Origin of the sequence: uncultured Pseudosulfitobacter sp., assembly GCF_963976325.1 — a bacterium.
In the GTDB taxonomy this organism is placed as follows: Bacteria; Pseudomonadota; Alphaproteobacteria; order Rhodobacterales; family Rhodobacteraceae; genus Pseudosulfitobacter.
This window is the reverse complement of the sequence record NZ_CAXBJW010000004.1, coordinates 58,396-84,664: the sequence shown is the minus strand read 5'-3', so window position 1 is coordinate 84,664 and position 26,269 is coordinate 58,396. Positions and strand designations below refer to the sequence as shown.

Annotated in this window: 24 protein-coding genes; 6 read left to right on the top strand and 18 right to left on the bottom strand. The window is 63.4% G+C overall.

Annotated features, from left to right (window positions below):
• Nucleotides 1-3: 3 nt before the first annotated feature.
• Both ruvA and ruvC read right to left on the bottom strand, forming a co-directional pair.
• The gene (ruvA, locus tag AAC077_RS13510; RefSeq protein WP_339770439.1) at nucleotides 4-660 is read right to left on the bottom strand and encodes a Holliday junction branch migration protein RuvA; all 657 of its coding nucleotides are present in this window, start codon (nucleotides 658-660) and stop codon (nucleotides 4-6) included.
• Complete coding sequence (gene ruvC, locus AAC077_RS13505) at nucleotides 657-1,163, bottom strand: crossover junction endodeoxyribonuclease RuvC (RefSeq protein WP_339770437.1); 507 nt, start codon at nucleotides 1,161-1,163, stop codon at nucleotides 657-659. The genes ruvA and ruvC overlap by 4 nt, the downstream gene beginning before the upstream one ends.
• A gap of 344 nt (nucleotides 1,164-1,507) precedes the next feature.
• Here ruvC and AAC077_RS13500 point away from each other — a divergent pair, with 344 nt between their 5' ends.
• Complete coding sequence (locus AAC077_RS13500) at nucleotides 1,508-1,717, top strand: DUF1127 domain-containing protein (RefSeq protein WP_339770435.1); 210 nt, start codon at nucleotides 1,508-1,510, stop codon at nucleotides 1,715-1,717.
• A gap of 183 nt (nucleotides 1,718-1,900) precedes the next feature.
• On the opposite strand, the gene AAC077_RS13495 is transcribed toward AAC077_RS13500, so the two are convergent.
• From AAC077_RS13495 to AAC077_RS13475, 5 genes are all read right to left on the bottom strand, one after another.
• Nucleotides 1,901-2,182 carry a hypothetical protein gene (locus AAC077_RS13495; protein WP_339770433.1) on the bottom strand — a complete coding sequence of 94 codons (282 nt, stop codon included), beginning with the start codon at nucleotides 2,180-2,182 and terminating at the stop codon, nucleotides 1,901-1,903.
• Nucleotides 2,183-2,352: 170 nt separating this feature from the next.
• Nucleotides 2,353-3,225, bottom strand: coding sequence for a 50S ribosomal protein L11 methyltransferase (locus AAC077_RS13490; protein ID WP_339770431.1), 873 nt, complete (start codon nucleotides 3,223-3,225; stop codon nucleotides 2,353-2,355).
• Nucleotides 3,226-3,487: 262 nt separating this feature from the next.
• Nucleotides 3,488-4,954: a hypothetical protein gene (locus tag AAC077_RS13485; protein WP_339770429.1), complete on the bottom strand. Its 1,467-nt coding sequence runs from the start codon at nucleotides 4,952-4,954 to the stop codon at nucleotides 3,488-3,490.
• Nucleotides 4,955-5,143: 189 nt separating this feature from the next.
• Nucleotides 5,144-6,376, bottom strand: a complete 1,233-nt coding sequence (locus AAC077_RS13480) for an MFS transporter (RefSeq protein WP_339770427.1) — start codon at nucleotides 6,374-6,376, stop codon at nucleotides 5,144-5,146.
• Nucleotides 6,377-6,494: 118 nt separating this feature from the next.
• A complete protein-coding gene (locus AAC077_RS13475) occupies nucleotides 6,495-8,690 on the bottom strand; it encodes a primosomal protein N' (protein WP_339770426.1) in 2,196 nt (731 codons plus the stop codon).
• Nucleotides 8,691-8,818: 128 nt separating this feature from the next.
• On the opposite strand from AAC077_RS13475, the gene fsa reads away from it, so the two are divergent.
• The 4 genes from fsa to AAC077_RS13455 all read left to right on the top strand — a co-directional run bounded on the left by fsa (nucleotide 8,819) and on the right by AAC077_RS13455 (nucleotide 12,095).
• Nucleotides 8,819-9,472 carry a fructose-6-phosphate aldolase gene (gene fsa, locus AAC077_RS13470; RefSeq protein WP_339770425.1) on the top strand — a complete coding sequence of 218 codons (654 nt, stop codon included), beginning with the start codon at nucleotides 8,819-8,821 and terminating at the stop codon, nucleotides 9,470-9,472.
• Between the two features lie 211 nt (nucleotides 9,473-9,683).
• Nucleotides 9,684-10,391 (top strand): DUF484 family protein, encoded by a 708-nt coding sequence (locus tag AAC077_RS13465; RefSeq protein WP_339770423.1) that lies wholly within the window; start codon nucleotides 9,684-9,686, stop codon nucleotides 10,389-10,391.
• Nucleotides 10,388-11,308 (top strand): tyrosine recombinase XerC, encoded by a 921-nt coding sequence (locus AAC077_RS13460; RefSeq protein ID WP_339770422.1) that lies wholly within the window; start codon nucleotides 10,388-10,390, stop codon nucleotides 11,306-11,308. Before AAC077_RS13465 ends, AAC077_RS13460 begins: the two co-directional genes overlap by 4 nt.
• Nucleotides 11,309-11,399: 91 nt before the next feature.
• The gene (locus tag AAC077_RS13455) at nucleotides 11,400-12,095 is read left to right on the top strand and encodes a phosphatidylcholine synthase (protein WP_339770420.1); all 696 of its coding nucleotides are present in this window, start codon (nucleotides 11,400-11,402) and stop codon (nucleotides 12,093-12,095) included.
• Here the strand turns inward: AAC077_RS13455 and AAC077_RS13450 are convergent.
• From AAC077_RS13450 to AAC077_RS13420, 7 genes are all read right to left on the bottom strand, one after another.
• Nucleotides 12,092-12,547 carry a methylated-DNA--[protein]-cysteine S-methyltransferase gene (locus tag AAC077_RS13450; protein WP_339770419.1) on the bottom strand — a complete coding sequence of 152 codons (456 nt, stop codon included), beginning with the start codon at nucleotides 12,545-12,547 and terminating at the stop codon, nucleotides 12,092-12,094. The two genes, AAC077_RS13455 and AAC077_RS13450, sit on opposite strands and share 4 nt — an antisense overlap.
• 83 nt (nucleotides 12,548-12,630) lie before the next feature.
• Entirely contained in the window at nucleotides 12,631-14,043 is a 1,413-nt protein-coding gene (locus AAC077_RS13445; protein ID WP_339770417.1) for an NCS1 family nucleobase:cation symporter-1, read from the bottom strand.
• A gap of 232 nt (nucleotides 14,044-14,275) precedes the next feature.
• Nucleotides 14,276-17,179, bottom strand: a complete 2,904-nt coding sequence (gene ileS / locus AAC077_RS13440; protein ID WP_339770415.1) for an isoleucine--tRNA ligase — start codon at nucleotides 17,177-17,179, stop codon at nucleotides 14,276-14,278.
• 240 nt (nucleotides 17,180-17,419) lie between these two features.
• Nucleotides 17,420-20,161, bottom strand: coding sequence for a DUF2339 domain-containing protein (locus AAC077_RS13435; protein WP_339770413.1), 2,742 nt, complete (start codon nucleotides 20,159-20,161; stop codon nucleotides 17,420-17,422).
• Between the two features lie 77 nt (nucleotides 20,162-20,238).
• Complete coding sequence (locus AAC077_RS13430; RefSeq protein WP_339770411.1) at nucleotides 20,239-21,234, bottom strand: TIGR01620 family protein; 996 nt, start codon at nucleotides 21,232-21,234, stop codon at nucleotides 20,239-20,241.
• A complete protein-coding gene (locus AAC077_RS13425; protein WP_339770409.1) occupies nucleotides 21,234-21,701 on the bottom strand; it encodes a GNAT family N-acetyltransferase in 468 nt (155 codons plus the stop codon). Before AAC077_RS13425 ends, AAC077_RS13430 begins: the two co-directional genes overlap by 1 nt.
• Nucleotides 21,698-23,104 (bottom strand): YcjX family protein, encoded by a 1,407-nt coding sequence (locus AAC077_RS13420; RefSeq protein WP_339770408.1) that lies wholly within the window; start codon nucleotides 23,102-23,104, stop codon nucleotides 21,698-21,700. Before AAC077_RS13420 ends, AAC077_RS13425 begins: the two co-directional genes overlap by 4 nt.
• A gap of 116 nt (nucleotides 23,105-23,220) precedes the next feature.
• Between AAC077_RS13420 and truA the strand changes: the two genes are divergently transcribed.
• Nucleotides 23,221-23,991, top strand: a complete 771-nt coding sequence (gene truA / locus AAC077_RS13415; protein WP_339770406.1) for a tRNA pseudouridine(38-40) synthase TruA — start codon at nucleotides 23,221-23,223, stop codon at nucleotides 23,989-23,991.
• A gap of 63 nt (nucleotides 23,992-24,054) precedes the next feature.
• Here the strand turns inward: truA and AAC077_RS13410 are convergent, their stop codons facing one another.
• The 4 genes from AAC077_RS13410 to AAC077_RS13395 all read right to left on the bottom strand — a co-directional run bounded on the left by AAC077_RS13410 (nucleotide 24,055) and on the right by AAC077_RS13395 (nucleotide 26,187).
• Nucleotides 24,055-24,648, bottom strand: a complete 594-nt coding sequence (locus tag AAC077_RS13410; protein ID WP_339770405.1) for a hypothetical protein — start codon at nucleotides 24,646-24,648, stop codon at nucleotides 24,055-24,057.
• 44 nt (nucleotides 24,649-24,692) lie between these two features.
• Nucleotides 24,693-25,049, bottom strand: a complete 357-nt coding sequence (locus AAC077_RS13405) for a DoxX family membrane protein (RefSeq protein WP_339770403.1) — start codon at nucleotides 25,047-25,049, stop codon at nucleotides 24,693-24,695.
• Entirely contained in the window at nucleotides 25,046-25,522 is a 477-nt protein-coding gene (gene msrB / locus AAC077_RS13400; protein WP_339770401.1) for a peptide-methionine (R)-S-oxide reductase MsrB, read from the bottom strand. The genes AAC077_RS13405 and msrB overlap by 4 nt, the downstream gene beginning before the upstream one ends.
• 113 nt (nucleotides 25,523-25,635) lie before the next feature.
• Nucleotides 25,636-26,187: a fasciclin domain-containing protein gene (locus AAC077_RS13395; RefSeq protein WP_339770399.1), complete on the bottom strand. Its 552-nt coding sequence runs from the start codon at nucleotides 26,185-26,187 to the stop codon at nucleotides 25,636-25,638.
• Nucleotides 26,188-26,269 lie beyond the last annotated feature (82 nt).

Sequence of the window (26,269 nt, the reverse complement as noted above, 5' to 3'; positions counted from 1 at the left end):
ACCCTACCCCTTTGGTGCCAGCAGTTTCAGCGCCGCGCGGATCAGCGTCGGTGTGTCGGCCTGCGGATCGTCGGTGGCCGCCTGTGCCACGGCACCCGCCGCATCGCCCGGGCCATAACCAAGGTTGCCCAGCGCCGACAGCGCGTCGGCCTGTGCCGTGGGTGTGGCTGCGGGGGCAGCGGCGCGTTTCGGGGCTTCAATCACTTCGGCGGTTTCGTCACCCATCGCCTGCGCCACGGTGCCGCCCATCGCCATCAGGCCGGGGGCCTTGTCCTTCAGGTCCAGCACCACGCGCTGCGCAATCTTGGGGCCAACGCCCTTGGCCGCCTTGACCGCGTTCCAGTCACCCAGCGCAATCGCCCGCCCCACGCCATCAGGACCAAGCGCGCCAAGAATGGCCAGCGACGCCTTGGCCCCCACGCCCTGCACCGACACCAGCAATCGGTGCCATTCCTTTTCGACCAATGTCGTAAATCCGAACAACTGCATCAGGTCCTCGCGCACCACCAGATCGGTGTACAGCGCCACCACCTGCCCCGTGCCGGGCAGCGCGGCCAGCGTGCGGTCCGAGCAATAGACCAGATAGCCCACGCCGTTCACGTCGATCAGCACATGGTCCAATGCGCGATAGTCGATCCGTCCGGTGATTTTGCCGATCATGCGCGTGCCCGTTCAACTGCTGCGGCCAAGCCGCCTGTGGGGCCATGATGCGCGTGACAGATGGCAATGGCCAGCGCATCCGCCGCATCCGGCCCGGCAATCACCGCACCGGGCAGTTGCATCTGCACCATATGCAACACCTGCACCTTGGCCGCGTGCCCCACGCCGACCACCGTCTTTTTGACCGTGTTGGGGGAATATTCGCCAACCTTCAGCCCCGCCTGCGCGGGCACCAGCATCGCGATGCCGCGCGCCTGCCCCAGCTTCAGCGTGCCGGCGCCGTCCTTGTTGACGAACGTCTGCTCGACCGCCGCCGCATCGGGCATATACTGCCGGAGAACTGCGGTCAGTTGGCTGTGCAACGACAGCAACCGATCCGCCAGATCCCCTGTCATCGACTGGCACACGCCGTTCGCCACATGGGTCAACCGCGATCCGGTCATGTCGATAATGCCCCAACCAAGGTTGCGCAGCCCCGGGTCGATGCCCAAAATCCGTGTCATAAATGTCGCCCCGCCCGGCCTCTTGGTGCGACGTTTTTGTCGCGTTGATCCCCAAGTAGCACGAAACGCGAACATCCGCCAAGAGGTAACACGACAGCCCCCCAAAGGCGGCTCGGGCCCCACAGCGCCAAAAAGCGACCGAATCCGCCCTTTTAAGCTGGAAAAACGACCGCTTTGACAGCCACGCACAAAATCATGTCAAGAAAAAAACAACGCTTTCCGCAACCCATGCGAATTTCGCATATCACACATGCAAAGTTCACAGCTTGTGGTGAAAAATAAGGCGAACTATGTGCCCCTCAGAAGGACGTAATGTCGTTACTCAAACTTAAAGGACTGCACCAATGGCTGCTTTCGACACCACCCGCACCACCTACGGCTCTGCTATTGTAGCAGGCCGCATCTCTCGCTTCGCTTTCAACGCAATCGCTTCGGTGATGGCATGGAACGATGCACGCGTCACACGCAACGCCCTGTCCGCTCTGTCCGACCGCGAGCTGGAAGACATCGGCCTGATCCGTGGCGACATCGACTCGGTGACCTTCCGTCGCTAATCCGGCCTTCCGGGCGCTCCCTGCTCCTCCCTCAGGGTACGCCCGCACCGGATATGAAAAACCGCTTCCCCCCTCGGGTGAGCGGTTTTTTTGTGCCCGCTGATATAACCCAAACCCCACGCAAAAAGGCCGCCCCGACAGATGTCGCAGCGGCCCTGGCCTGTCAGCTATCCGGAAGGCAGATCAAAGAAGGTTGGCGTTCACGAACGCAACCATCGCCTGCGTCACAGGATCGGCCTGCATCACCCACGCGCCACCCTGTTCAAGCAGCGTACCACTTTGCAGCGCACCCAGACGGTCGGCATAGGTCACCTCGCCCAGCGACATCAGCATGAACGCCTTGAAGGCGAAAAACCCGATCACCACCAACACGGCCCCTTTCAGCGGGAACTGCATCTTGCGGCGCTTCGGTTTGACGACGATCAAACCATCCCCGCGCATATGGGCGGTGTATCCATTGGACATACGGCGGTGCTTGCGAGTCAGAAAACGCAGGCGGGAATCAAAATTTTGCTTGGTCTCAACCATGGCAGCCTCTAGCGGTTCGGCCCCCACCGAATTGCCCGTTAACCATGTCGCTGAAATGTGGCAAAATCTAGGCAAAATGTCCAAATATGGACCAATAAAGGCCATTCTTATGCATTTCTGCGGATGGTTAATGTCGTCCAGTCACCAATCTGTTCGCGATGCATCAGACTGTGTCCAGCCTGAAGATAATGCTCCAGAACTCCATCCGCCTGCTCGTTCAACAGACCCGACAGAATCGCCATGCCTTCGGGCCGCAGATTCGCAGCAATATCGGGGGCCAGCGCCACCAGCGGTCCCTTCAGGATGTTGGCAAAGATCAGGTCATAGGGCGCCAGCGCCTTCAGATCGGGGTGGTCAAACCCCGCCGCCTCGACGCATTTGACGGCGCCGGCCATGTCGTTGGCCGCCAGATTGGCCTCGGCCACGTCCACCGCGACCTCGTCGATATCACTGGCAATCACGTCGCCCTGCCAGATCCGCGCCGCCGCCATCGCCAGAACGGCAGTGCCACAGCCGATGTCGGCCACGCGCCCGGCTTTCCAGCCGTCATTCGCCAACCGGTCCAGCGCGCGCAAACAGCCCAGCGTGGTGCCGTGGTGTCCGGTGCCGAACGCCATCGCCGCCTCGATCAACAGCGGCACGCTGCCCTCGGGCACCTTGTCGGCATCGTGGCTGCCATAGACAAAGAACCGGCCCGCCTCGACCGGCGCCAGTTCGCGGCGCACATGGGCGACCCAGTCGGTTTCGGGCAGTTCCGAAATCACGAAGGGTTTCGCGTCCATCATCGTGGCCAGCAGCGCCAGCGCGGTCTCGTCCGGCTGCTCGGAAAAATAGCCGCCCACTTCCCACAAGCCCGATCCGTCCTCGACCTCGAACACGCCGATGCCGGTGGGTTCCGGCTCCAACCGCTCCATCGCGGCGCCCAGCGCCTCGGCTGCGGTTTTGCCGGTCAATGTGGTCAGGGCTGTGAATGTGGGCATGTCAACGTCTCCGAAAGCGGTCCAGATTCGGATAGGGGCGTGGCGGCGCGGGGTCAATGTCCGATTGCGGCCTCAAAGCCCGGTGCCGACCCTGTTCTGCCGCCCGCAGCATGGCCGCAGGAGCACCCTGATTTGCCCCGACAGTTAAACACCGCGTTGGACGGGAGGAACGCGCCCAGGAACATGAATTCCCCCACGCCAAGGCCCCGCTCGATCGACTGACGTCAAGGACCACTTTGATTTCGACTGGTTAAATTCCGGCTCAGTGAAACAACAAACTTAATGGTGCCTGCCCCGCCTGCACCGCGCGCGCCATCAGAAAACGGCCGATCACGCGCCTGCGTTGATCTCCAGCCAACACGTGCTGGCCGCCACAAATATCTTCGCGCACCACCTGTGACAGGGCCTTGGCCATCTCGGTCTCACCGGCGGCCGTGTGCCACTGCGCTTTCTGTAAAAGCCGTTCAGGCTCATATCCAATTGTCCGCGCCAATTCGGCTGCGTTGTCAGCGCGGCCCGTCAAACGATAAACCTCGAACAGACCGTGCTGTGCAGCCCTGCGCCCTTCTTCTGATATGTCGGGTGCGCTGGCCATATCCTCCAACCCCGAAACATCGCGCTTGCGTGTGAGGGCTGTGGCGAGTTCCCAATTGAGAACTTGGGCCAAATCAGGCTCCATCCCGCTTGTAAGACGATCCAGCGCGGACTGCGTATGCTGCCGGTCCGGACTAAGGATGCGCTGCAGGTAGCTTTCGACTCCGGCATCATCGCCTTGGATAAGAAGGGCCGCCAACACCTGCCCGTGCATCCTCATGATGTCAAAATCACTTTCGCGAAACACTGCGTCTGGCACGTCGTCGGGCTGGAGATTTCCCATTGCCGCTGCGTAGGTCCACAGTTTCACATAGACTGGACCGCTTAAGCCGTCGGTAACCGGTTCATCGGCATCCAGATCAAAATCCTCAGCATCAGCCCGCGTCCGTATTCCGTTCAGACAGGCTGCGATAACATCCTTTTCTCGGCTCAGAGTAAAGCAGTCTACGAATGCCCCTTGGTCAAAGCTTTCCAACCGCGCCATGTCGGGACGTTTGGCAATGTCTTTTTGACACTCTTCAAGGCTGCTTCTTTCCAGGCACAGCGATAGCCCGCCCTCGGCCTCGTAATCTTTCAATCCGGTATTAACTACCTCGGTCAATCGTTGTGCTTGCTCGGTCGCCCCGACATCCAGCAATAAACGCATCGTGTCGTCGTACCGCATCGCAGTATGATAGCCAAAATTGTGGCTGGCAAAGATGCTCACCGCCAGATCCAAATGTTCGGCTTCAATCGCGGTCGTGACCGCGTCCGACATGTTGAGGTTCTGCGTATAAGTATCTTTTCCAAAAGGGTAGAGCGCGCCCAGCCGCTGGTATTGCCCGCTCAACTGAACCGTCAGGGGAAGCAACCGCTTGGCCGCCAGCATCACACCGTGGCTCTCAACGCCACCTACCTGCCGGGTGGCTCCATCCCAATCATGTTCGGCCAGCGACAGAACCATCGGCAGAACCGCTTCAAGCGTTTCGCCTTCGCTGGCCATCGCTATAGGCAGATCCAACATTTTGGCTGCCGAGCCCGCCTGCATCTGTTCCGCCAGAACTGCATCGCGCAACACCTCTGCCGCTGAATAGTACCGCTCAGGCTTCGGAAGAGCCAAAAGGTCCTGCACAAGGGTCTCGGCTGACGCGTCCATCAAGCAAGCACTATCGGCTTCTGCTGAGACAGCCAGACTGGCCAGTGTCGCAGCGGTTAACAATTTTCTAAGCAACCGAGTCTCTTTTCTTTGTCCAAACTGTCCAAAATGGTATTGTCTTGAAACAAGATTTTCAAATTACACCACAACCTTCAATGACGATCCTGCCCTCGGCCCGCCCCGTGCCCCCTATTCGGCGGCAGCAGCCACAGTGCGCGTCAGCACCGTCTCGTGCCCCGGCACCGGATGGCGCGGGATCAGCAGCGCCAGCATCAGCGACGTCGCCGCCATGCCAGCAGCCAGAAAGAACACCGCGGCCGGCGACACCAGCCACAACAGACCCAGCGGCGCAGGCAGGCCCACAGCGGCAATGTGGTTGATGGTAAAGGCCACAGCAGCCGTGGGCGCGATGTCCCCCGGATCGGCGATCTTCTGGAAATAGGTCTTCAACGCCAGCGCCAAACCAAAAAACACGTGGTCCACGACATACAGGAACGCCGCCACGGCAATCCCCCAGCCCAAGTAATAGACACCGCCATAGCTCAGGAACACGATCACCAGACCGATATATTCAAACCCCAGCGTCTTGCGTTCTCCAAACCGCTGTACCACGCGGCCCAACATCGGGGCGACCAGCATGTTGATCAACAGGTTGATCAGGTACAGCATCGTCAGCTCGTCGACCTTGAAGCCGAATTTCTCGACCATCATGAACCCGGCAAAGACGACAAAAATCTGCCGCCGCGCGCCCGCCATGAATTGCAGCGCGTAATACAGCCAATAGCGTTTGCGCAGGATGAACTGTTTGCGCTGGGGATTGGGCGCTTCGAACTGCGGATAGGCGAACATTGCAAAAATGGCGATGGCTGCGGTCACGCCGCCCCCTGCCATATAGACAATGTTATAGGTCAGGTGCAGCGGCTCCCACAGCAGCAGGATCACCAGATAAACGACAAACGTGGCCGCCGATCCGGTGGCCAGCAGCCAGCCCAGCACGCGCGGCGCGTTTTCCTTGTCGATCCATTGCAGTTGCAGCGACTGGTTCACCGTCTCGTAATAGTGAAACCCGATTGAGCTGAGCATGGTCAGCGTCAGGATACCGCCCAGCGACGGGAACTGCGCAGTGACCGCCGTGGCCACCCCCAGCAGCACCAGCGACACCAGCCCCAGCACCTGTTCGCGCACAAAGATGATGATGGCGATGACACCGATGGCCAGAAACCCAGGAATTTCGCGGATCGTGTGCAGCAGACCAATGTCGGCACCGTCGAAATCGGCGGCCTCGATGACAAAGTTGTTCAGCAGCGCCGACCAAGTGTTGAAGGCAATCGGCATGGCCATCGCCATCAGGAACAGCAGGGCGATGGGGCGGCGCCAGAACGGCAAGGTGGCGGCATCGCCGGTTTTTACAAGACGTGTCATGCGGTCCGCATTACGCCTATTGCGAAAACGAGGCGATATAAAAATTGTACCAAAATGGCTGTTTTATGTACAACTTTGCGGCCTGCTCAAACGTGTGACGGAACACCCTGCGCGGGCGTCAGTAGAAACTTTGCGGGTCGATGTCGATGGCCAGCCGGATGTCGCCCCTGATCTGCACTTGCTTCACCCAAGCCCGCAGCGCGGCTTGCAAGGCCACGCCCTTGTCCGCCTTGACCAGCATCCGCACCCGGTGCCGCCCGCGCACGCGCGCGATGGGCGCAGGGGCCGGCCCGTAGACCTGCGCGCCCACCTGCCGCAACGGCCCATCCGCCCGTGCCAGATGGTTGGCGATGTCAAAGACCGCCGCCACATCCGGCCCGCTTAGAATAATTCCCGCCATCCGGCCATAAGGCGGCACGCCCGCCGCCTCGCGCTGCGCGGCCTCGGCCCGCCAAAAGCCTTCCTCGTCGCCCGCCAGGATGGCGCGGATCACCGGATGGTCGGGCTGATAGGTCTGTAACAGTGCGGTGCCCGGCTTGTCGGCACGGCCTGCCCGCCCCGCCACCTGTCGCATCAGCTGGAACGTGCGTTCGGCGGCGCGCAGGTCGGACCCTTGCAGGCCCAGATCGGCGTCGATCACCCCCACAAGCGTGAGGTTGGGAAAATTGTGCCCCTTGGCCACAAGCTGCGTGCCGATCACGATGTCCGCGCCGCCTTGGGCGATGCTTTCAATCTCGGCCTTCAGCGCGCGGGCGCTGCCGTACATGTCGGAACTAAGCGTCGCAATCCGCGCATCGGGCCACAGCGTTGCGGCCTCTTCGCCCAGCCGCTCCACGCCGGGGCCGACGGGGGCCAGCCGGTCCTCGGCCTCGCAGCTTGGACAGACGGTCGGCATCGGCTTTGTCTCGCCGCACTGGTGGCACATCAGACGTTTCAGAAACCGGTGTTCGACCATGCGCGCGTCGCATTGGTCACAGGCGATCTGATGGCCACAGGCCCGGCACAGCGTGATCGGCGCATAGCCGCGCCGGTTGATGAACAGCATCGCCTGCTCGCCCGCATCAATCCGCGCCTGTACGGCCTTTTGCAAATCCGGCGACACCCAGCGGTCGGCGGGCAAGGCGGCGGCGCGCATGTCGATCGTGCCCATCGTCGGCATCACCGCAGGGCCGAAGCGTGACGTCAGCTCAAGCCGTTTGTACTTGCCCGCCTCGGCATTGGCCCAGCTTTCCAGACTGGGCGTGGCCGAGGCCAGCACCACATGCGCCCCGCAGATCGACGCGCGCAGCACGGCCATGTCGCGGGCGTTGTACAGCACGCCGTCCTCTTGTTTGTAAGAGGTATCGTGTTCCTCATCCACGACGATCAGGCCAAGGTTCTGATAGGGCAGGAACAGCGCCGACCGCGCCCCGATCACCAGTTGCGCGCCGCCCTGGCCCACCATCCGCCAGATGCGGCGGCGTTCGGTCAAGGTGGCCCCCGAGTGCCATTCCGCAGGCCGCGCGCCGAAACGCGCCTGCACCCGTTTCAGGAATTCAGCCGTCAGCGCAATCTCGGGCAGCAGCACCAGCGCCTGCCGCCCCTGCGCCAGACAGGCGGCGACGGCTTCCAGATAGACCTCGGTCTTGCCCGATCCGGTGACGCCGCGCAGCAGCGTGGTGCCATAGGTTTCGGAGCGTACCGCATCCGCCAGCATCGCAGCCCCTGCCGCCTGGTCGTCGGTCAATTCCTTGCCGGGCAAGGACGGGTCAAGACGGCGGAACGGCACATCGCGCGGCGCGTCCTCTTCTGACACGACGCCCTGCTTCACCAGCCCCTTGACCACCGACGACGTGACGCCTGCCATCTCGGACAGCTCTTTCAGGGTGAACGACAGATCGCCGTAGTCTGCCAGCGTCTCCATCACCCGGCGGCGGGCATCGGTGGCGCGGTCCGGCTCCCCCTCGCCCCGCCGGTAGATCTTGCGCATCGACGGCGGATCGCCCAAGCCCGGCGCGCGGGTGGCCAGACGCAGCATCGCGGGCATGGGCGTCAGCGTGTATTCCGCCGCCTTTAGCAAAAACGTGCGCATTTCCTCGCGCATGGGGGCGGCATCCAGCACCCGAATGACCGACCGCACCTTGGAGATGTCCCAATCGCCCCGCCCCGGCCCCCAGACAATGCCCAGCACCTTGCGCGGGCCCAGCGGCACCTCGACGAACGCGCCCAGCATCGCGCCGCCCTCGGGTGCCTTGTAGTCCAGCAACCGGTCCAGCGGCTGCGTGGTCAACACAGCCACAAGGGCACCTTCGTCATAGAATTCGGGGCGCGTCACGTCTGGCCTCGGCAATTGTGGGTTTCGGTAGGTGTTCAGTTGGGGTACATGCAAACACAAGGCAAGACCATCGCGAACTGAACGCGTCCGGCCTTGTGATTGCGCTAACAGCCACTGGAGCCATCGAGATGAAATTCTTTGTAGACACAGCCGACATCGACGCCATTGCGGAACTGAACGATCTGGGCATGGTTGACGGGGTAACCACCAACCCGTCGCTGATCCTGAAATCGGGCCGCGACATTCTTGAAGTGACCAAGGAAATCTGTGATCTGGTTTCGGGCCCCGTCAGCGCCGAAGTGGTGGCACTGGAGTCCGACGCGATGATCGCCGAAGGCCGCAAGCTGGCCGAGATCGCGGAAAACATCGCTGTAAAACTGCCCCTGACATGGGACGGTCTGAAAGCGTGCAAGGTGTTGTCGGGCGAAGGCAAGATGGTCAACGTCACCTTGTGCTTCTCGGCCAATCAGGCGCTGCTGGCGGCCAAGGCGGGTGCCACGTTCATCAGCCCCTTTATCGGGCGTCTGGACGACATCAACATCGACGGCATGGACCTGATCGAAGACATCCGCACCATCTATGACAACTACGGGTTCGAAACCAACATTCTGGCCGCGTCGATCCGGTCGGTGGCCCACGTGCAGGATTGCGCGCGCATCGGTGCCGACGTGATGACCGCCCCGCCCGAAGTCATCAAGAAACTGGCGACACATCCGCTGACCAATGCCGGTCTGGACCAGTTCATGAAAGACTGGGCGAAAACCGGCCAGAAAATCCTGTAAGCCTGCGGGCTTGCCCCTGCACCGTCCGGCAACGACCGGGCGGTGCTGCACTTTTCCCGGATCGGGGGGAATTTGCGCCAAAACTCCCCTTAAACGGGAATTTCGGCAACACCCTGCGCAGGGCGCGGCAAAACCTGCCTTTTTGGCCAAAAAGGGGCAGATTTTGCTGTGGACGCGTGTTAGGGTCCCACAAAATAAAAATGAGCAGTCTATGACCAGCAGCCCGAAAATCGACGACGCCCTGCGCGAGGCGATCATTTCGCGCCCCGATGTGATCCTTGATGACAAGGACATGATGCACGCCCTGATTGCGGCCAACGAACGCAGTATGGGTGGCAATATCGTCGATCTGCGCGGCATCGCGATGGAACGGCTTGAATCGCGGCTGGACCGGCTGGAAGACACCCACCGCAGCGTGATTGCCGCCGCTTACGAGAATCTGGCAGGCACAAATCAGGTGCACCGCGCGATTCTGCGGATGCTGGACCCGATCGAATTTGAAACCTTCCTGCGTGATCTGGGCGGCGAAGTGGCCGAGATTTTGCGCGTGGATGCGGTCAAGCTGGTGCTGGAAAGCGTGCAGAACGACAATGACCCTGCCGTGCAGCGGCTGGGCGATGTTCTAAGCGTGGCCGAGCCGGGATTTATTGACAGCTACCTAAGCCAGGGCCGCGGCGGCCCGGTGCGTCAGGTCACATTGCGTCAGGTCCAGAATGGCAACGCCGAGATTTACGGCAACAACTGCGACTGGATCCGTTCCGAGGCCTGTCTGAAGCTGAACTTTGGCGCGGGCCGCCTGCCCGGTCTGCTGGTCATGGGCGCCGAAGATCCGCATATGTTCGGCCCGCAACAGGGCACCGACCTGCTGACCTTCTTTACCGGCGTGTTCGAGCGCACCATGCGCCGCTGGCTGTCATGAGCCTGATCTCTCCGGCTGCGCGCGACGCGCTGGAGACGTGGCTGGACCACCAGCGTGCGCTGAAGGGCGCGGCCGCCAACACGATCACCGCCTATGCGGGCGATCTGGGCGAATTTCTGGCGTTTATCACCGCGCACAAGGGCGCGCCGCAGGGCTTGGGCGCGTTGTCGCATATTACTGTCAGCGACATGCGGGCCTGGATGGCGCACACGCGTTCCGAGGATGTCGGGCCACGGTCGCTGGCGCGCAAGCTGAGTGCGGTAAAGTCGTTCTATCGCTGGCTGGCCGCACGCGAAGGGTTTGAGCCCACCGCCGTGCTGTCCACCCGTGCGCCCAAATACACCCGCAAACTGCCCCGCCCGCTGGCCGTGGATGCGGCCCGCGATATGGTCGAGGCGATCGGGATGCAGTCACTGACCCCGTGGGTCGGCTTGCGCGACATTGCGGTTCTGACGTTGCTGTGGGGCTGCGGCCTGCGGATTTCCGAGGCCCTGAGCCTGCGCGGCGGTGACGCACCGCTGCCGCAGGTCATGCGGATCACCGGCAAGGGCGGCAAGGAACGCATCGTGCCGGTGGTGGGCGCCGCACAACAGGCGGTGGACGCCTATATCGCCGCCTGCCCGCACATCCTGCAAGACGACCAACCGCTGTTTCGCGGAATACGCGGCGGGGCGCTGGCCCCCCGCGCGATTCAAAAGGCGATGGAGGCCGCGCGGATGCAACTGGGCCTGCCCGCCACCGCGACGCCGCACGCCATGCGCCACAGCTTTGCCACGCATCTGCTGAACGCGGGCGGGGATCTTCGCAGCATTCAGGAACTGCTGGGCCACGCGTCGCTGTCGACCACTCAAGCCTATACAGCGGTGGACACTGCCCGCCTGATGGATGTTTACAACAGCGCCCATCCCAAGGCCTGACGGGCCTGTTTACGCAGCCGCACACCACAATCCAGAAAATCCCCCTGATTTCCTTTTGCATCCGCGCCGCCGATGGGCCATCAAGGGTGCCATGACTCGCCAGATGAAAGCCCTTTCCGTCCATTTGCTGACCGCTACGGGCGCGGTCTTTGCCATGCTGGCCATGCTGGCCGCGGTTGATGCCAAATGGGATCTGATGTTCTTGTGGCTGGTGGTGGCCTTTGCCGTAGACGGCGTCGATGGACCGCTGGCGCGCAAATATGATGTAAAGAACAACGCACCCGAATTTGACGGCGTGCTGCTGGACCTGATCATCGACTATCTGACGTATGTGTTCATCCCTGCCTTTGCCCTGTTCAAATCGGGGCTGATGGACGGCTGGACCGGCTGGGTGGCGATCATCCTGATCACCTTTGCCTCGGCGCTGTATTTCGCGGACACGCGGATGAAGACTAAGGACAACTCGTTTTCCGGCTTTCCGGGCTGCTGGAACATGCTGGTGCTGGTTATTTTCGCAACCGAGCCAAACTTTTGGGTGTCGCTGGCGCTGGTCACGGTGTTGGCGGTGGCGATGTTCCTGCCACTGAAATTCATCCACCCCGTGCGCACCGAACGCTGGCGCAAGCTAAGCCTGCCGGTGGCCCTGGCGTGGACGATTTTTGCAGGCTGGGCCGCTTGGGTGAACTTTCATCCCGACACATGGGCTGTTTACGGGCTGGCGATCACCTCTGTCTATCTGACGTTCGCTGGCATCGCGCAGCAGGTGCTGTACGGTCCCGACGGCTAAATCAGGAAACCGCCCGCGCCCTCGTGGCGCAACAGGGCGACCTTGGTTTCGACCCCGCCTGCGCCTGAAAATCCGGTCAGCCCCTTGGCCCCCATCACGCGGTGACAGGGGATGATCACCGGCACCGGATTGCCGCCGCACGCCTGCCCCACCGCCTGTGCCGACGCGCCCACGTCGCGGGCAATCTCGCCGTAGGTGCGGGTGAACCCGTGAGGAATCGCAGACATCGCCGCACAGACCGCGCGTTGCAGGTCAGACCCCGCCACACGCAGCGGCAGATCAAAGCGTTCCAGCGTGCCGGCATCATAGGCGCGCAGTTGCGCCACCGCCGCACGCAGCAGCGCGGTGTCGTCGCTGCGCCCCGACGCCTGCCACGACAGGCCCGTGATCGCGCCGTCGTCTTCGGTCAGGCACAGGGTGCCGAATTGTGTGGAAACATCATGCAGGTTCATGGGCGAAGGATGCGACCAAAGCCGCGCCTGCTCAACCCGTAACATGCGCATTGCGCACCGCCCGCAAGCGGTGCGCAACGGGTTCAGCGTTTGGCCAGCATGTAATACAGCGCGCCGCCAATCAGCGCCCCGATGACCCAGGCATAGCCCGACAGCACCGCCAACGCAGGCACCCAGACCGTGGCCACCGAAAACAGCGCCGCAATGGCAAAGGCCACCACAGCCGGAGTGTTCCAGCCGTTTCCAAAGCGATAAGGCCCGCCGACCTCGTCATACAGTCCCGCCACGTCCAGCGTCTGACGGCGCAGCATGTAGTAGTCGACGATCATGATCCCGTAGATCGGCGCCAGCGTCGCCCCCAGCGTGTTGACGAAGCCGCCGATGCCGAAATTCGCGATGAAGCTGACCCAAAGGCCACCGATGACAAAAGCGAAACCCGATGTAATCAGCCCCGCCATGCGAAAGCTGATCTTGCGGGGGGCCAGGTTGGCAATGCCGTTCACCGCAGGGATGAAGTTGGCCACCAGGTTGATCCCCACCGTCGCTGCGAAAAAGGTGATCGCGGCAATGATGCTCAGCAACACGCTGTCGGTACGCTCGACAATCTCGGTCGGGTTGATGATCGCCTCGCCGTAGACCACTGCGGCACCCGCCGTGGTCAGCAGCGCCAGGGCCGAGAACAGGATCATGTTGAACGGCAGGCCTGCAAGGTTGCCCCGCACCATCGCCGGCTTGTCCTTGGCATAGCGCGAAAAGTCGGAAAAGTTGATCATGACGGCGGCGAAATAGGCAACCATCGTGCCGACGATGGCCACGAAACCGTTGAATTCGGTCAGGAACGTCGCATCCGGCTGCACAAAGATCGTCCGCGCCGCCTCAAGCAGCTGGCCATCCGCCTTTTGCCACAGCACGATCACCAGCCCGATCATCACCAGATAGACGAACGGCCCCGCGATGTTCAGGAACGTCTCGACCCAGTCCATGCCGCGCCAGAAGATCACGATGTGAAAGGCCCAGACCACGATGAACGACAGCCAGTCAACGCCGGTCAGCCCCAGCACCTCGGTCCCGCCGCTGATGCCCGTCAGCGACCGGATCAACAGCGCCACAGCGGTCGAGGCGAAATAGACCTGCACGCCGTACCAGAACACCGCCACGATGGCCCGCAGGATCGCGGGCAGCTTGGCCCCTTGGGTGCCAAGGCTGGCGCGGGCCAGCACCGGATAGGGAATGCCGTATTTCTCGCCCGGCGCGCCGGACAGATTGACAAGGAACATCACGAACAGGCCCGCCGCGATCAGCGCGGCAAAGGCGGTCCAGCCACTGACCCCGAACGAAATGAACAGCGAGGCCACCAGCGAATAGCCAAACAGTGACTGCACGTCGTTGGCCCAGATGTTGAAAATGGCGAACCAGCCCCAGTTCTTTTCAGACGGGATGACGGGGTTCAGCGTATCGCCACCGCCGCCAATGGGGGTGTCTGTGTGCATGGTCATGAGTGTCCCTCGCTATTTGTGCGAATAGTGTGCGAACGGCGGCCTTTGGCCTTGGCGTCCTGATGTTGCGCGGCGCTTGGCGCACCACGATAACGGGAACCTGTCACATCGGTTTGCGCCTGCATAGCGTCGAATTGATCACAGATTAGGCGTTGCAGGGAAAATGCTTAAATAACAAGCGGCCCGCCCCCGAACCGGGAACGGGCCGCCAGATGTTGAGCTGTGCGCGGGCTTAGCTTAACGCATCATCGCAGCGTCCGCAGACACCTGCGTGGCTGTGCGTGCCCACATCGGGAAGCACCTTCCAGCAGCGGTGGCATTTGTCGCCCGCGGCTTTTTCAAACACCACGCCCACGCCTGCCACTTCCGGCAGGCGGAACGCTTCAGCGGGGGCCGTGTCGGCGGTGACAGCGATGTCGGACGTGATGCACAGATCCTCGAACGCCACCGATTGCAGGGCCGCGCGCAAAGCATCGTCTTCGACATGCACGACAGGCGCCGCCTCAAGCGAGGCACCGATGACCTTGTCGGTGCGCTGTACTTCCAGCGCCGCGGTCACCGCGCGACGTGCGGCACGCACACCCGCCCATTTCGCCGCCAGCGCATCATTGCGCCAGTCCGCAGGGGTGGCGGGGAAATCGGCCATGTGAACGGACGCATCCGCACCGGGGTTCCGCTCCAACCAGACCTCTTCCATCGTGAACACAAGGATCGGGGCCAGCCACGTGGTCAGGCGCTGGAACAGCAGGTCCAGCACCGTGCGCGCGGCACGGCGGCGCAGCGTGTCGCCATCGCAATACAGCGCATCCTTGCGCACATCGAAGTAGAACGCCGACAGATCCAGCGTGGCAAAGTTGAACACAGCCTGCCAGACACCTTGGAAATCGAATGCGGCATAGCGCGTGCGCACCACCTCATCCAGCTCGGCCAGACGGTGCAGCACCCATTGCTCAAGCTCGGGCATGTCGGCGGCGGCGGTCCGGTCGGCGTCGGTAAAGTCCGACAGCGACCCCAGCATGAACCGCATGGTGTTGCGCAGGCGGCGATAGCTGTCGGCCACCCCTTTCAGGATTTCCGGCCCGATCCGTTGGTCAGCGGTATAGTCGGCCTGTGCCACCCACAGCCGCAGAATGTCGGCCCCGTACTGGCGCACGACCTCGTCCGGTACGATGGTGTTGCCGATGGATTTGGACATTTTCATGCCCTTGGCATCCAGCGTAAAGCCATGCGTGACCACGTTCCGGTAAGGCGCGCGGCCGGTGGTGCCGACCGATTGCAGCAGCGACGAATGGAACCAGCCCCGGTGCTGGTCGGTGCCTTCCATATAGACATCGGCGATGCCGTCCTCGGACCCGTCTTCACGGTCGCGCAGGGTAAAGGCGTGGGTCGAGCCACTGTCGAACCACACATCCAGAATGTCGGTGACCTGGTTGTAGTCGTCAGGGTTGACGATGCCACCCAGGAACCGCTCTTTCGCGCCATCGGCGTACCAGACATCCGCGCCATCAGCCTCAAACGCTTCGACGATCCGCGCGTTCACGTCGGCATTGCGCAGCAGGAAGTCTGCGTCGGTCGGCAGTGCGCCCTTCTTGGTAAAGCAGGTCAGCGGCACGCCCCATGCCCGTTGACGCGACAGCACCCAGTCGGGGCGCGCCTCCATCATCGAATGCAGACGGTTGCGGCCCGATTTCGGCGTCCAGTTGACGTTGTCGATCTCGGTCAGGGCACGTTCGCGGATGGTCTTGCCGAATGTGTCCAGCCCGTCGCCCACGGGCTTGTCGATGGCGGCAAACCACTGCGGCGTGTTGCGATAGATCACGGGCGCTTTCGAGCGCCAGGAATGCGGATAGCTGTGCTTGATCTTGCCACGCGCCAGCAGGCCGCCAACCTCGACCAGCTTGTCGATGATGGCGCTGTTTGCATTGCCTTCCTTGCCGTTGGGTTTCAGGATCGCCTTGCCGCCAAAGAACGGCAGATCGTCGCGGAAACGCCCGTCTTCCATGACGTTATAGGTGATCACCTGCTCCAACATACCCAGATCGCGATACAGCTCGTATTCTTCCAGACCGTGGCTTGGCGCGCAGTGGACAAAGCCGGTGCCTTCGGTGTCGGTGACGAAATCAGCGGCACGGAAATCGCGCAGGTCGTCCCATTCGCCGCCCGCACCTTCTGCCCCTTTCAGCGGATGCTCAAGGCTGGCCTTGGCCAGTTCGTCCTGCGTCACATCGCGCACGCGGGTGTACATGCCTTCCTCAAGCCGCGCGCGGCCCATGACGTCGGCGGCCAGTGCATCGCTCAGCACGAAACGTTCGCCCACCTCGGCCCAGCATTCATCGGGCGTGGCGGTCACTTCGTACAGGCCATAGGAAATGCCCGCGCCGTATACGACAGCCTTGTTGCTGGGCATGGTCCAGGGCGTTGTGGTCCAGATCACGACCTTCGCCCCGTCCAGATCACCGCCGGTGCCGACCACGCGGAACTTCACCCAAACGGTAAAGCTCTCCTTGTCGTGATACTCCACCTCGGCCTCGGCCAGCGCGGTCTTTTCGACCGGCGACCACATCACGGGCTTCGATCCCTGATACAGCGTGCCGTTCATCAGGAACTTCATGAACTCCTCGGCGATCACCCGTTCGGCGTGGAAATCCATCGTCAGGTACGGATTTTCCCAGTTGCCGGTGATGCCCAGACGTTTGAATTCCTCGCGCTGGATGTCGACCCAGCCGCGCGCAAACTCGCGGCATTCGCCGCGGAATTCGTTGATCGGCACCTGATCCTTGTCGCGGCCCTTCTTGCGGTACTGCTCTTCGATCTTCCATTCGATCGGCAGGCCGTGGCAATCCCAGCCGGGGATATAGCGCGCGTCAAAGCCCATCATCTGGTGGCTGCGCACGATCATGTCCTTGATCGTTTTGTTCAGCGCGTGGCCGATGTGCAGGTGCCCGTTGGCATAGGGCGGGCCATCGTGCAGCGTAAAGGGCGTGCGGCCCTGTTTTTCGCGCAGGCGGTCATAGACACCGATCTCTTCCCAACGCGCCAGCCATTCGGGTTCGCGTTTGGGCAGGCCCGCGCGCATCGGAAAATCGGTGCGGGGCAGGTTCAGTGTGTCTTTGTATTCAGGTGTATCGGCGCACATGTCGGGCGTCCTTCGGATCAGGTCGGGAATATATGTTCAGTGAGGGTCGGTGCGATGGCTCAAACACCTGTTGCCCGGCGTCTCAAGTGTCAGAGCGCCGGGGAAATAATTCGAATAATGAGCGCGGATAGCATCATCATGCCCGCCTTATAAGCAGCCCAGCAAAGCCCGACAAGACCCCTTCTTTTGGCCTCAAATATCCCGGGGGGACGGCCCAACGGGCCGTGGGGGCAGCGCCCCCTAGTCCGCCGCGTCCCCCTGCGCCGCCGTCTTGCCCTGCGCCCAGCGGTTCAGCCACGCCAGCCCCGCCAGCGACAGGCCCAGCACCAGCAACGAGAAGACCCGCACCAGACCGCCCAGCCCCGAAATGTCGATCAGGAACACCTTGGCCACGGCCAGCCCGATCACCACCAGGCCCGCCCGCCGCATCAGCGCCGAATTGGCCGCCATCGACTGATAGAACAGCCCCGCGCCCGCCAGCAGCAGCGCCACGGTATAGGTATAAAGCTCGCCCTGGCCCATGCCGTAAGACAGCTCCATCGCATCGGCCCCCTGCCAGAAATGGCGGATCACGCAGAACAGCCACAACAGACCCAGCGCACCGGCCAGCCCCGTCATGCCCAGCCGAAGCAGACGCGGCAGCGTGCCAATCCGCCACACGCCCAAGGCCAACACCAGCGCCGGTGCCAGATAAGCCGGTGCCAGCGTGTTGATCAGCGGCGGGCCCGAGACATCCGCGAACCAGTCGCTCAGCAACGGCGAGGTCAGCACCGCAGCGCCCCCCAGTGCCAGCAGGCCGATCAGCGCAAAGACAGCCGCCAGCCCTGCCCGCACCATGCGCAACAGGGGCCGCCCCGCCATACGCTGCACCTGTGCCAGCGCCAGCCCGAACCAGATCGTCGCAAACAGCCCCATCGCCCAATGCGATCCGACGCTGTCCTCGTCCAGCACATAGGAAATCGCGCGGTAGACCAGCAGCGTCACCAGTATCCCGCCGAACGACCAGGCCGCGCTGTCCAGCATCAGCATCGCCTCGTCCCGCCGCCCCTGGGCCACGCGCGGGCGCAGCAGCCACAGCCCCGCCACCATCGCGGCAAAGGCGCTGCCATAGGCCAGCAGCATTTCCGCCAGCCCCGTATCAATGGCCCAGATCATCCCGGGATCGGCCACCAGCCGGTATCCCAGCGTGGCCACACCCGCCGCCACAAACCACGCCATCTGCGGCAGGTCGAACTTGCGGTCCAGCCACGCGGCCACCACAACCGTCACCGCAATCGCCGCCGTTAGCGCCGCCAGCGACAGCATCAGCACCAGCGCAAAGGTGATGCACGACAGCGCCGACAGCACGAAAAACGCGGTGCGCAGGCGGTGTTCCGGCCCGTCCACACGGGCAAACCGTTCGGCCATCACGCTCATCAACGCCGCCAGCGCCGCTGCGTGCAGCGCCCATGCATAGGCCCCGATGGCCGTCGCCGGCTGCCATGTCACTTCGATCAGCACGGCCAGTCCCGGTGCGATCACCGCCGCCGCCAGCGCCCACAGGGGTGCAAACGCCCCGCCGCGCAGCGACCGCCATGCGGTCAGCAGTGACAGCACCACGCCGATGCCCACCAACGCGGTGACGGTCAGGGGGAACTTGGCCTCTGGCGCATCCACATATGTGGTCAGGTAATCGGTCACGATGGGCGCGCGGTCCAGACCGACCAGAACAACCGCAGCGCCCAGGCCTGCGACCGGCAGCAGCGTCTGGTCCTGCAAGGCCGGTGCGCGCACCGACCAGCAGGTCCATGCCCCCGCCAGCACCGACAGCGCCAGCACCGACAACCCGAATTCGGCAGCGCCCGCCTGCGCGGTCGACACCAGCGCCAGCACCGTCGCGGCCAGCGCGCCTGCGGCCAGCCACGTCGGAAAGATCGGGCGCGTGGTCGGGGTCATCTGGTGCAGCATCGCGCCGCCGTGGTCCGGCGACACCGAGCGCGCCGGGATCAGCACTGCCATCACCGCCAGCGCAAAGACATAAGCCACGAAGGCCGCGACCGTCTGGTCCGCGCCGTTCACCAGCAACCAGCCCGCGCCGTAAGCCAGCCCCAGACTCAGCACCGAGACCCAGGCCCAGCGTTTCAGCGTGTCGATGCCCAGCCCAAGGGCTGCGATAATGGCGAAATAGGCGTAGAAAATCGTCGGATCATCCGACGACCCGCCCACCACGAACGGTGCGGCAAAGGCACCGATCACGCCCACCGCCGCCAGCAGCGGGCCATAGAACCAGCCCAGCACAAGCGCGACCAGCGCCACCAGCACCATACCGATCAGCGCCGTTTCCGGCCCGATCAGCTCATACAGCAGTCGCGCCGACAGCACGCCGCCGAACAGCGACACGATGCCCGCGCCGGAAAAGACCGACGGCAGATAGGCGGTGGTCTTGTCCTCGCCATCGCCGAACCGGCGGCGGATGTATTCGCCCGCGCCGATCAGCACCACGCCAAAGGCCAGCGCCGCAGCGACCCGTGCGGTGGGCGGCAACATGCCGTTTTCAACGCCGTATTGCACCAAAAACAGCCCTGCCAAAGCCAGCGACACGGCCGACACGGCGTAGAACCAGTTTTCAACCAGCCACGCGCTCAGCCGCTGGGTCCAATCCGGGCCTTCGGGCTGCGGGCGTGGGCGCGGTGCGGCTGGTGTCGATGTCTGTGCGTTTGTCTGCGCCGCTGCACGCGCGGCGATCACGGCAGCGGCCGGGGGCGGCGGCGTTGCTGCGGGCTTGGCCGGTTCGGCCGGTTGCGGCCACGGCGTTGACGCCTGAGGCGCGGCAGTTTCCGCGCGTTCCAAAGGTTCAGAGCTGGACCGCAAACGCAGCGCCGTCAGCTCTTTTTCCACTTCGGCCAGACGCGATTTCACGCCGCTGTGGCTGATCAACAGATAGATCACCGCGATGGGAATCGCCACAACGATCCCCCCGATCAAAACCAGAAGACCTTCCATCACGCCCTACCCCCAAGCCACATTCAAAGCGCAGGTTAACGCGTTGACGCGGCGGCGCAAAGTGGGGAAATCCAGACCTAGCGTTCCTTGGACCCGAACAGCCCCGTCAGGCTGCGCTGGACGATGCCGCGGCTGGTCGGGCGCTTCCCCGCGGGGAACGGCAGCGGGCGGCAGACATCCATTGCGGCCACGCCCACGCGGGCGGTCAGCGCACCGTTCACCAGCCCCTCGCCAAAGCGGCGCGACAGCTTGCCCAGCAGCGAACCGCCCAGCACCGGCTCCAGCATGTCGTCGCCCACGGCCACCGCACCGGTTGCCACCAGATGCGACAGCACCGCGCGCGTCAGCTGCCAGCTTCCGAAAAATCCGGAACGCCCGCCATAGACATCGGCCACCCGGCGGATCATCCGCAGGTTGGCGGTCAGCGCCGTGGCCACATCGGCCAGCGCCAGCGGCACCAGCGCCGTCACCGCCGCCACCTGCCGTGCGGCGGCCTCGACCTCGCGCGATGCGGCCACATCCAGCGGGGCCAGCAGTTCGGCATCAGCCAGCGTCAGCAAGGCGGCTGCATCCATCTGGTCGCCGCGCAGCTCTTGCAGACGCTCGCGGCCCCAACGGGTGTCTTCGCGGCTGCTGTAGAGCGTGACCAAACGGTCGGTGACCTTGCGCGCGGCGGGCAGGTCGGCGGCCTCGATGGCCGTGGCGGCCTGATGGCGCAGGTCGTCGATGCGGGTCAGCCGCGCAAGGGCGGCCAGTTCGCGCACCGCCATCAGCAGCAGGATTGCGACGAACAGGGCGAACAGCGCCGTCACGATCCAGCCCAGAACCGGCGCCCGTGCGATCAGCCCGTTGGCGAAATCCCACGCGGCAATCGACACCACTGCGCCGATCAGCGTGGTCGTCACCCACCAGAACATCCGCGCCAGCAGCGATGGACGGCGCGCAGCCATGCGGGCGGCGGCCTGCATCGCGCGGCCCTGCGGCAGCGGCTCGGCCAGCGTGTCGGGCACGGGCGGCGCATCGGCGACCGAGGGCGTTTCGGACAGATCAATCAAAACCGGACCTTTGGCCATTACAGCGTCTCCTTGTCAGCATGCCACTCATAGCGGATGTCGGGCAGGCCCACGTCATTGCCCGCCCCGTCCGTGTGCTGCACGGGCGCAAACCCCGCGCGTTCGTAAAAGCGGTTTGCGCCGGTGTTCCGCGCAAAGGACCACAGGCCCAGGCGTGTGGACTGTTGTTTGGCATGGTCCAGCAAGGCCGTGCCCGCCGCGCGGTTCTGCGCATCGGGGGCGACGTAAAGCGCCTGAATTTCAGTGCCTTGCAAGGCCAGAAACCCCACCACCCCCGCATCGGTGCGCGCGGTGGTCACCCAGCCTGCGTCGATCATGTCGGCGGCAAACATCACCTCTTCGGCGCGGGTGTGCACCCGTGGCAACCACGGTGTCGCATCCACGTTGGCCCCCAGAATGGCACCCACGGTGCCCGCATCCAGCGGACGCGCGGCCCGTATCTCTATCGCTGTTTGCGCCCCGCTCACAGCTTGTCCCCGATCAGGAATTGCGCGGCGCGGTCCAGCCGGATGTGTGGCGGCCCGTCGCCCGGGCGCAGGGTCAGCGTGGCGGGGGCAAAGCGCATCACCTGATAATCCCCCGCCAGCCAGTTTTCGCCCCGCTGCGGGTTCAGCAAATGCGACGGATCGCTGGGCAGATGGCCGGGAAAGAACGCCGCCTGTTTGCCGGTGTCCAGCAGCTTGCCCTGCACCATGCCCAGCGTTTCGCCGTCATGGGGCATGTCGGTTTCCGTCGTCGCCCGCAGCGACGCGATGGCCAGCGATTGCGTGTCAGCGCCGGCAAAGCGCGCCTTGTCGGTGGCGTCGCGCACCAGCGCCTGCATGATCGCGGTCAGTTGCGCGTGCTGGCTGTGGTGCAGGTGGTCGGCCTTGGTCGCGGCAAAGAGGATCTTCTCGACCCGCTTGCCCATCAGCAACCGCGTGAGAAACGCATTCCGCCCGGGTCGAAAGGCCGACAGGATATCGGTCAGCGCGCCGCGCAGGTCGTCCAGTGCCGCGGGGCCGTTGTGGATCGCACCCAAGGCATCGACCAGCACCACCTGACGGTCGATGCGGGCAAAATGATCGCGAAAGAACGGTTTGACCACCTGCGCCTTATACGCCTCGTACCTGCGGTCCATCTCGCGCAACAACGACCCGCGCGGGGCGTTGCCCGTGGGCAGCGGTGCAAAGGTCAGAACCGGAGAGCCCGCCAGATCACCGGGCAACAGGAACCGGCCCGGTGCGCAGTCGGAATAGCCCGCCCGCCGCGCGTCTTGCAGATAGGCGGCAAAGCTGGCGGCCAGATCCTGGGCCAGCGGTTCGTCCAGCTTGGCGGCCCCGTCCACCTGCGCCACCTTGCTGCGGTAGTCGGCGGCCTCTTCGCGGCTGGTGATGGATTTCAGCGTGGCAGCGGACCATTCGGCATAGGTCTTGTCCATCAGCGTCAGATCCAGCAGCCATTCGCCGGGATAATCCACGATGTCGACATGCACCGTGCGCGGCCCTTTCAGCCCCGCCAGCAGCCCCTTGGGACGCACCCGCAGGCTGACCCGCAGTTCGGAAATGTGCCGCGTGCTGTCTGGCCAGTGGGCCGGATCGGCGGTCAGCGCGCCAAGGTGGCTTTCATAGTCGAATCGCGGGACCGTATCGTCGGGCTGGGGTTGCAAAAACGCCGCCTCGATCCGCCCTTCGGAGGCGGCCAGCAAATGCGGCATGCGGCCCCGGTCCAGCAGGTTGGCCACCAGCGACGTGATGAACACCGTCTTGCCCGACCGCGCAAGGCCGGTGACCCCAAGGCGCACCACGGGTTCAAAAAGTGTTTCGGACACCGTGTCTTGCACGCTTTCGACGCCGCGCACCAGACTGTCGGCTATTGCTGATATGACCACCCGGGGTTCCCTTGTTCCGCGCGACCACCCTGACGGGCGGTGCATGTTGTTGGGATGAACATAGGGTGTCCACCGCAGGCTTGCCAGTGGGCGCGGCTGGCGCTAGGGCATAGGCCATGCCCCGTTATGCGTTAAAAGTCGAATATCATGGTGCGCCATTCGTCGGATGGCAGCGGCAACCGGACCAGCCATCGGTTCAGGGTGCGATCGAGGCTGCACTGGCAAAGCTGGAACCACGCGCCCACACCATAGCCGCCGCAGGGCGCACCGATGCGGGCGTGCACGCGCTGGCGCAGGTGGCCCATTGCGATATGGACAAGGCATGGGACCCGTTCCGGCTGTCCGAGGCGATCAATTATCACCTGAAACCGGCCCCCGTGGCGATTGTCGATTGCGCCGCCGTGGACGACGACTGGCACGCGCGGTTTTCCGCGCTTGAGCGGAAATACCTGTTCCGCCTGCTCATGCGCCGCCCGCCTGCGACGCATCTGAACGGGCTGGTGTGGCGGGTGAACCACACGCTGGACGTGGACGCGATGCGCGAAGGGGCGGCGCATTTGCTGGGCTTGCATGATTTCACCACCTTCCGGTCGTCGATCTGTCAGGCGGAAAGCCCGGTGAAAACGCTGGACGCGCTGGACATTGTGCGCGTCGAGACCGACTGGGGCCCCGAAGTGCAGTTCACCGTGCGGGCGCGGTCGTTCCTGCACAACCAGGTGCGCAGTTTTGTCGGCACGCTGGAGCGTGTGGGCAGCGGTGGCTGGCAGCCGGATGATGTGCGGCGCGCGCTTGAGGCGCGGGACCGTGCGGCCTGTGGGCCGGTGTGTCCGCCGCAGGGGCTGTATCTGGCGGGGGTGAAGTACCCTGACGACCCGTTCAGGGGCTAGGATTGGGGGCGCTGCCCCCGGCGCTGGCGCGCCTCCCCCGGAGTTTGTCTGGCAAGATGAAGGTCAACCCGTTGGTTTTGGCAGGTCCAGCCAAAGCGGCCCCTTGCGGTAGCCGCCGCGGATCAGGTGGCCGCGTTTGCGGGCCTCGGGGTAGGTTTCCAACCAGTCGCGGTAGCGGTCGTTGGTGACGATGCGGGCGCCGGTCTTGCGGGCGGTGTGCAGGATCAGCGGATCGGCGGGGGTGCCTTTGTCGACCACCGTCACGTGGGCTTCGGGCAGGTTCAGAGCGCGCGCGAAGTCGCTGTCGTGCCAGTATTTTCCATCCAACAGGTGGCCGGCGTTGGCGTCAAAGATCACCCAAGGCGACAGGCCGCGTGCCTTGAGCGTGGCAATCACCTCGCGCACCGGCGCAAGGTTGGGGGTTTGGGTTTTCCAGTACATCACGTTCGATCCGTCGAGAATGACAGGCGGACCGGTCTGCGCTTGTCTTGGTGGGGTGTGCCGTCTTGGCGCAATCCGCGGGCGGCGTGCAATCAGGACCGCCGCGGCCACCGCCATCGGAACGGCAACCAGCAACAGATCGGACCAGCCGGGCAGCAGCAGCGCCACAGCGATGCCGATACAGGAAATCAGAAAAAGAAAGAATGGCGCGCGCATACCGCATTGTTAGCCGCGTCACATTTTGCAGCCAAGGGTTGTTTTCAGCGCGCGTCCGGGTGCCCTGCCAGCACCAGCAGGCCGCCCGCAATCGCCCAGTTCTTGACGAAGATGGTCATTTGCCATGGATCGTCCGGCAGGTAGTGGAACACCGACGTGACCATGCAATAGGCAGCCAGCGCCAGGGCCATCAGGCTAAGGTATGTCCCGAACCACAGGGCAAAGGCCCCCATCACGTTGAACACCATCGCGGGCCAGACCAGCACGGCAGGCCAACCCAGGCCGCGCAGCAGATCCATCGCGGGCGCCGGGTCCATGATCTTTTGCACAGCCCCCGCAGCAAAGAACGCGCCCAAAAGGGCGCGCCCTGCACGGAAAGACCAGATGCGGTAGCCTGTCACGCAGCCTCTGGCGTGAAGGTCAGGCTGACCCCGTTCAGGCAGTGGCGTTTGCCTGTGGGTGCTGGCCCGTCGTCAAAGATGTGGCCCAGATGGCTGCCGCAGCGGCGACAGTGGCATTCGGTGCGCACGTAGAACAGCAGCTTGCGGTCTTCTTTGGTTTCGATGGCACCCGGCAGGCTGTCGTAAAAGCTGGGCCAACCGGTGCCGCTTTCGAATTTCGTCTTGGCGTCATACAGCGGCAGATCGCAGCCCTTGCAGTGGAACACACCTGCACGCTTTTCGTCGTTCAGCGGGCTGGTAAAGGGTTTCTCGGTGTCTTCTTCGCGCATCACTGCATATTCGGTGTCGGTCAGCATCGCTCGCCATTCGGCATCGGTGCGGGTGACTTCGAATGTGCCTTCGGATGCGGCGGCAAAGCCCGGGCGGGCAAAGGCCAAGGCGGCAGCAGAGGCCAGGAAATTTCGGCGTAACATAGGGGTGATCCTTTCAAGACAAAGGTAGGTTTGAACGGGATCGCGTCAAAAAAAAATGGGTTGGCCGCTAACATGGGGGGCCAGCGACCAACCCGGTCGGAAAAAACTGGTACTTACTTCGGCACAAGAACCGCATCGACGACGTGAATCACGCCATTCGACTGGTCTACGTCCGCAATCGTTACTCTTCCGACATTCCCGTTTTCGTCATAAATATAGACGTTCTTACCCTTGACCTGAGCCGAGATCGCATCGCCCGACAGGGTCTGCATGTGGTAAAAACCGTCTTTGGAGTTCTTCGCCTTGCTCATCAGCGTTGCTGCCGAGATGTCGCCGGCAACCACGTGGGCTGTCAGCACCTTGGTCAACATGCCTTTGTTTTCAGGCTTCAGCAGTGTGTCGACCGTGCCATCGGGCAATTTCGCAAAGGCCGCGTTGGTTGGGGCAAAGACCGTGAAGGGGCCAGCGCCTTGCAGTGCGTCCACCAGACCGGCGGCTTTGACAGCCGCGACCAGCGTCGTGTGGTCCGCCGAGTTCACGGCGTTTTCAATAATGTTCTTGTCTTCGAACATCGGCGCGCCGCCCACGTCGGGGTTGGCCGCAAAGGCAGAAGTTGCCAGCACAGTACTCAGGGCAAGGGCTGCAAATGTCTTCATCGGTGTCATATCTTCATTCCTTCCTAGTGTGTGCAGCGGCGTTTTCCCCCCTGCTTGACCTGAGCCACGCAACAACGCCGCGTGAAGTTTC